Genomic DNA, 5,745 nt, shown 5'->3' with positions numbered 1-5,745 from the left:
CCCGCCCCCCCCCCCCCCGCCGTGACCGGCGGGTCGCCCGCGACCGCGTCCGAGTCCTCCCCCGCCCCGGCTCCCGGCCTGCGCTCGGCCGCCTTCCCTGACAAGGCCCTGAACGGCCACCTGGTGCGCCCGGCCAGCGAACTCGGCGCGGCGTCGGCACCCAAGGCAGGCGCGCGACGCACCAGCGGGGCACGCGCAGCAGGAGGCAAGTATGCGGGTGAGCACCGCATCTACTACCTTCCGGTGAGTTGGACCACGAGCGAGCCGTCGCAGGATCCGAGCACCAATGCCGACACCTACGTGGGCCGCGCCGATTCGTATTGGCACGACGTGAGTGGCGGCAGCGTCGACGTGACGCTCGGGTGGGCCGATGACTGGTGGCGTATTCACCTCTCGTCGGCCGAAGTGGCCACCTGCGACCGGAAAGCGATCTGGCGGGAGGCCAGCGCCCTGATCGAGGGGGGCGGTGGTGACTTCGACCACGTCCTGGTCAATCTGCCCAAGAATCCTGCGTGCGACTGGGTCGACGTCGAGTATTTCGGCCCCACCTCGGCGGGATACGGCCTGACGATGACCAACGGGGTCTATGTCCCCAAGGACGACGTCATCAACCGGGCGATGATGCACAACAACTGGGTCCTGTCGACCGATCAGACCATGTGCAAGGACAGCTCCGGCAAGCCGGTACCGATCTCGGGCGACTGCTCCTACCGTCTGTACGTCGACCCGTGGAGCCCGTTGAGCGACCAGCCGTTCGGGTACACGCGGACCGGGTTCCCGCACGCCCGCGAGCTACTCGACTTCGGGGTCTTCGGCAGCGACGAATGGACGACGGTCACTCCGGGCGATCTCCCGCAGACCGTCACGCTCCAGCGCCTGCAGGCGCCCGGCAATGGCACGCAGGTGCTCGGTTTCACCATCGACGGCTCCTGGTACGACATCGAATACCGGGCCGCGGTGGGCCGTGACGACTGGATCGACAACAAGACCTACACCGACTCCTCCGGAGTGACCCGCACGACTCCCGGTGGCGGGGTCACGCTCGTGCGCACCAGAATCCCTGTGGAGCAACCGGATGGCAGCACGCTGGTCTGGGACGGGTCCCTCGTCGACTTCCACCCGCGCGGGACCAGTTCGAGCTATGTGACGGAGCGCCATCCCGGCCTCGAGCCGGGCGAGAGTTATACGGCTCCGGACGGCCTGTTCAAGATCTCCGTCATCTCCGCCAACCTCAGTTCGGCCCGCGTCGAGATCTCGTTCCCGGGGCTGCGCAAGGTTGCGCGGTGGTCCGGGAAGGATCGGTATGCCGCCTCGGTAGAGATGTCGCAGCAGTCCTTCGCCCCCGGCGTGGACCGGGTCCTGATCGCCTCCGGCGAGGTCTACACCGACGCTCTCTCCGGGGCACCGGTGGGCGGCCGTGACGGCGACCCGATCCTGCTGACCAAGGCGGACGAGCTGCCCAGCGTCGTCGAAGCCGAGCTGCGGCGCCTGGATCCGGCGTCGGTGGTCATCCTCGGCGGTCCGGCCACGATCAGCGACCGCGTGGCGAGCCGCCTGGCCAGCGTGACCGGGGTGACCCCGCAGCGATGGTCTGGCGCCGACCGCTTCGTCACCTCGGCCCAGATCTCCGAGCGCAGCTACGAGGCCGGAGGCGTGGACACGGCATACGTCGCGTCGGGCCGCGTCTTCCCCGACGCCCTCTCCGGCGCGCCCGCGTCCGGCAAGGCGGGCGGGCCGGTGCTGCTCGTGGACACCGACGAGCTGCCCTCCGAGATCGCCGCCGAACTGCGGCGGCTCTCCCCGCGCCGCATTGTCGTCCTCGGCGGTACCGCGACGATCGCCACCGGCGTGGAGACGCAACTGCGCGGCCTGGCATCGTCGGTCGAACGATGGGCCGGGCCGGACCGCTACGCAACCGCTGTGGAGGTGACCAAGCACTCCTACGACCCGGGCGTGGGCACGGCATACATCGCCTCGGGTCTGGTCTTCGCCGACGCCCTGTCCGGCGCCCCCATCGCCGGCATGACCAAGGGCCCGATCCTGTTGACGGACACTGCAAAACTGCCGTCGGTTGTGGCAGCGGAGTTGGAGCGGTTGAAGCCCAAGCGCATCGTCGTCCTCGGCGGCGCGAACACGATCACCTATGCCCAGCAGGCTCAACTCGGCCGGTACGTCGTTTCGTAGCGTCCGCCCGTCCTGAGGTTGTCAGGCCCGGCCCTCCCGCGATGAGAGGATGCCGGGCGTGACCACTGCCGGGCTCGTCTTCGCCGCCGCCGCGGCCCTCATCCACGTCTATATCTTCGTGCTCGAGTCGCTGCGATTCGATCAGCCGGCGACGTGGAAGGTGTTCGGGGTCAAGGGGCCGGAGGCTGCCGAGGTGATCCGGCCATGGGCCTTCAACCAGGGCTTCTACAACCTCTTCCTCGGCCTGGGTGCGGCCCTCGGGGTGTTCCTGTGCGCGTTCAACCGGCAGGGCACGACCGCTTACGTCCGCGGCGCCGCCATCGCGCTCTTCTGCTGCGCCGTCATGGTCGCGGCGGCGCTCGTCCTGCTGGTCACCGACCGCCGCAAGGCCCGGGCCGCCCTCGTCCAGGGCCTCGCCCCCGCGCTCGCCGTGGCGTTCCTGCTGGTGGGCTAGCCCCGGGCCGGACAAGGTCGCCGCGGACCCTAACCATCGCGCTACCCATTGGCATGTGGGGTGATCACAACAAGTCCCAATGGCTAGTGACGTCGGTCTGGTCCGTTCGAAAGCCCGGCGCCAGAGTGGGCGCCTCAGCCCGGCAGGTGGGCGTCCAGCCAGGCGATGAGGTCGGCGGTGACCTCGTCGCGGTTGGTCTCGTTGAGCAGCTCGTGCCGGGCACCGATGTAGTAGTGCGTGGTCACCTGCTGCACCCCGGCCGCGCGGTACTGGTTCGCCACCGCCTCCACGCCTTTCGTCTTCGCACCGACCGGATCCATCGAGCCGGCAATGAGGTGGACCGGCAAGGTCTTGGGCACCTTGGCCGTCGTGTCGCGGCGATGGACGTAGTTCAGGCCGCCGAGCAGGTCGATCCAGAAACCGGTGGAAAAGACGTTGCCGCACAACGGATCCGCGACATACTTGTCGACCTCGTCGGGGTCGCGGGAGAGCCAGTCGAAGTCGGTGCGGTTGGGTTTGAAGTCCTTGTTGTACTGCCCGAAGGACATCGCGTTGAGCAGCCCCGACGCGTGGGTGCGCCCCTTCAGCCGGGCCTGCGCCTGCGCCACGACGATCCCCACCTTCCCCAGCGCCCCGGCATCCCCCGCGGTGCCGGACAGGATCAGGCCGGCGAGGTCGGCGCCGTAGGCCGCGGCATACGCCCGGGCGAGGAAGGAGCCCATGCTGTGACCCAGCAGGAAGACCGGCACCCCCGGGTATGCCGCCCGCGCCACCTCCGTGACCGCGCGCAAGTCCTCCACGACCTTGCCGAAACCATCGGTGTCGGCGAAATAGCCGTGCCCCTCGCCGACGGGGTTGGTATGCCCGTGTCCCCGGTGATCGTTTGCGTACACCGCATACCCCGAGGCGGTGAGCGCGTCGGCGAAGCGGCCGTACCGCTGCGCGTGCTCGGCCAGGCCGTGGGCGATCTGCACGATCGCCTTCGGCTGTCCTTGCGGGGTCCAGACATAGGTATGCAGTGCGGTGCCGTCGGCGGCGGTGACCGTCGTGGTCGTCATGCGTACGCCTTTCGCAAATCTGTCGTCGAGTCGTCAATGTAGTCCGGTCGGTGGGTGACAGATCCGGTGGATCACGTGAGACTGGGCACCATGAACGCAGGGGACAACACACCGACATACGGACACAGCGGCGACGAAGCACAAGACGGGCAGATCCGGCCCATCCCCGTGCCGGGCCAGGGCGGGGCAAGCGTGCCGGCCGAGCGCAAGGGCGGCACGATGGCCGGCCTCATGGCCATCAGCAGCACCTTGGCGCTGATCGCCTTCATGATCATCGGCTTCGTCTTCGACGGGTGGGCGTGGGGCTGGGTCGTCTTCCTGATGCCGGGGCTGCTCAAAAGCTGGCAGGCAGCGCAGAACTAGGCACGCGCAAGCTCACACGCGGCACCTCTGGCCCGTGAGGGCACGGTTCACTAGGGTTCTGGGCGTGAGCCAAATGAACCTGCGGGAGTACATCGACAGCCTCAAGACCGGGGGCTATACCGTGCGCGACGATCACGGTGACGATCCGATGCTGATCTCCCCGGAGGGCAAGGCCGTCGAGACCTGGCGGGAGAACTACCCATACGACGAACTCATGTCGCGCAATGACTACGAGGTCGAGAAATACCTGCTGCAGATCGAGTTGCTGAAGTTCCAATACTTCGTGCAGGACATGGGCGAAAAGCACGTCATCGTTTTCGAGGGCCGCGACGCCGCCGGCAAGGGCGGCACGATCAAACGGTTCATGGAGCACCTCAATCCGCGGTCGGCCCGCGTCGTTGCGCTCACCAAACCGACGACCACCGAGCAGGGGCAGTGGTATTTCCAGCGCTACGTCGCGCACCTGCCCACGGCCGGGGAGATCGTGCTCTTCGACCGCTCCTGGTACAACCGGGCCGGCGTCGAGCGGGCCATGGGCTTTTGCACCGAGGACCAGTACCAGGTGTTCATGAGACAGGCTCCTCGCTTCGAGGAAATGCTGATCGACGCGGGTGCCACGGTCACGAAATTGTGGTTCTCGGTCACCCAGCAGGAGCAGCGCACCCGGTTCGCTATTCGGCAGATCGACCCGGTGCGGCGGTGGAAGCTATCGCCGATGGACCTGGAGAGCCTGGACAAGTGGGAGGCCTACACCGAGGCCAAGGAAGCGATGTTCAAGTTCACGGACACTAAGCATTCGCAGTGGCACACGATCAAGTCCAATGACAAGAAACGCGCCCGCATCAATGCCATGCGGCTCTTCTTGAATATGCACGACTACGACGGCAAGGACCCGGAGGTCGTCTTCGAGCCCGACCCGCTCATCGTCGGCCGCGGCAAGAAGACCATCGGCGACTGACTGCCCGGCACGGGGACGGCTCAGCGGCCGTCCCGCAATCCGGGATGGCCGCGGCCAGCGATAGCTGTCCCGGCATGGCGTCCTGCTCGAGCCGCGGTGAAGGCTATCCGTGTACTCTAAGTGCATGGCCGTCAAGACGATTACCATCGACCTGGAGGCGTACGACCGGCTCAGCCGCCTCAAGGACGGCGGCCTGTCCTTTTCGCAAGTCATCAAGAAGTACCTTCCGGCGCCAGGAGAGACCGCCGCAGACCTGCTCGCAACTCTGGACGACATGGGCGACGACGCCGTAGCCGAGGGGACCCTCGACGTGGTCGAGGCCACGGTCCGTGACCGACGCCTGCACGCCGTCCGGGTGCCCACCTGGTGATCCACCTCGACACCACCTTCCTCGTGGATGTGATCCGCGAGAGCCGTCGCGATGAGCAGGGCCCAGCTCGTCGCTGGCTCGCCCGCAATCCACACGAGACCCTCGGCATCAGCGTCTTTGTCCTGTGCGAACTCCTCACCGGCGCCGCGTTGCACGCCGATCCCGCCGCGGAGCGACGCCGGGTCATGAAAGTTGTGGGTCAACTTCCGGTCATCACTCCAGATGCCCAACTGGCCGGAACCTACGCTCGAATCCACGCCGTCCTGACCAAGCAAGGCACCCCAGTCGCGAACATGGATCTGCTCATCGCCTGCACCGCTCTCAACGCCGGCTCCGCCTTGCTGACTGCCAACCAGCG

At 67.3% G+C, this 5,745-nt stretch carries 7 protein-coding genes; 6 read left to right on the top strand and 1 reads right to left on the bottom strand.

Features of this window, described 5'->3' with window-relative positions; genetic code table 11:
• Nucleotides 1–2,184: cell wall-binding repeat-containing protein (locus BN11_RS14875; protein ID WP_235435498.1), on the top strand; the 2,184-nt coding region annotated here is incomplete at its 5' end.
• A gap of 58 nt (nucleotides 2,185–2,242) precedes the next feature.
• Entirely contained in the window at nucleotides 2,243–2,638 is a 396-nt protein-coding gene (locus tag BN11_RS14870) for a DUF1304 domain-containing protein (protein ID WP_235435497.1), read from the top strand.
• 134 nt (nucleotides 2,639–2,772) lie between these two features.
• On the opposite strand, the gene BN11_RS14865 is transcribed toward BN11_RS14870, so the two are convergent.
• The gene (locus tag BN11_RS14865) at nucleotides 2,773–3,696 is read right to left on the bottom strand and encodes an alpha/beta hydrolase (RefSeq protein WP_048698947.1); all 924 of its coding nucleotides are present in this window, start codon (nucleotides 3,694–3,696) and stop codon (nucleotides 2,773–2,775) included.
• A 90-nt stretch (nucleotides 3,697–3,786) separates the two neighbouring features.
• On the opposite strand from BN11_RS14865, the gene BN11_RS14860 reads away from it, so the two are divergent.
• The 4 genes from BN11_RS14860 to BN11_RS14845 all read left to right on the top strand — a co-directional run.
• Entirely contained in the window at nucleotides 3,787–4,059 is a 273-nt protein-coding gene (locus BN11_RS14860; RefSeq protein ID WP_048698945.1) for a hypothetical protein, read from the top strand.
• A gap of 73 nt (nucleotides 4,060–4,132) precedes the next feature.
• The gene (gene ppk2, locus BN11_RS14855) at nucleotides 4,133–5,017 is read left to right on the top strand and encodes a polyphosphate kinase 2 (protein ID WP_048698942.1); all 885 of its coding nucleotides are present in this window, start codon (nucleotides 4,133–4,135) and stop codon (nucleotides 5,015–5,017) included.
• A 124-nt stretch (nucleotides 5,018–5,141) separates the two neighbouring features.
• A complete protein-coding gene (locus BN11_RS14850; protein WP_048698940.1) occupies nucleotides 5,142–5,387 on the top strand; it encodes an antitoxin VapB family protein in 246 nt (81 codons plus the stop codon).
• A partial coding sequence (locus BN11_RS14845; RefSeq protein WP_048698936.1) for a type II toxin-antitoxin system VapC family toxin occupies nucleotides 5,384–5,745 on the top strand: 362 nt, incomplete at its 3' end. The genes BN11_RS14850 and BN11_RS14845, both read left to right, overlap by 4 nt.

The sequence above is a fragment of the Nostocoides australiense Ben110 genome, assembly GCF_001050535.1.
Taxonomy (GTDB): domain Bacteria; phylum Actinomycetota; class Actinomycetes; order Actinomycetales; family Dermatophilaceae; genus Nostocoides_A; species Nostocoides_A australiense.
Note: the sequence above shows the minus strand (reverse complement) of the source record. Positions and strands in the feature narration are given on the sequence as shown.

Coding starts and splice junctions, on each gene's coding strand:
- ppk2 (WP_048698942.1), top strand. CDS start 4,133: ATGAACCTGCGGGAGTACATCGACAGCCTCAAGACCGGGGGCTATACC.
- BN11_RS14865 (WP_048698947.1), bottom strand. CDS start 3,696: ATGACGACCACGACGGTCACCGCCGCCGACGGCACCGCACTGCATACC.
- BN11_RS14860 (WP_048698945.1), top strand. CDS start 3,787: ATGAACGCAGGGGACAACACACCGACATACGGACACAGCGGCGACGAA.
- BN11_RS14850 (WP_048698940.1), top strand. CDS start 5,142: ATGGCCGTCAAGACGATTACCATCGACCTGGAGGCGTACGACCGGCTC.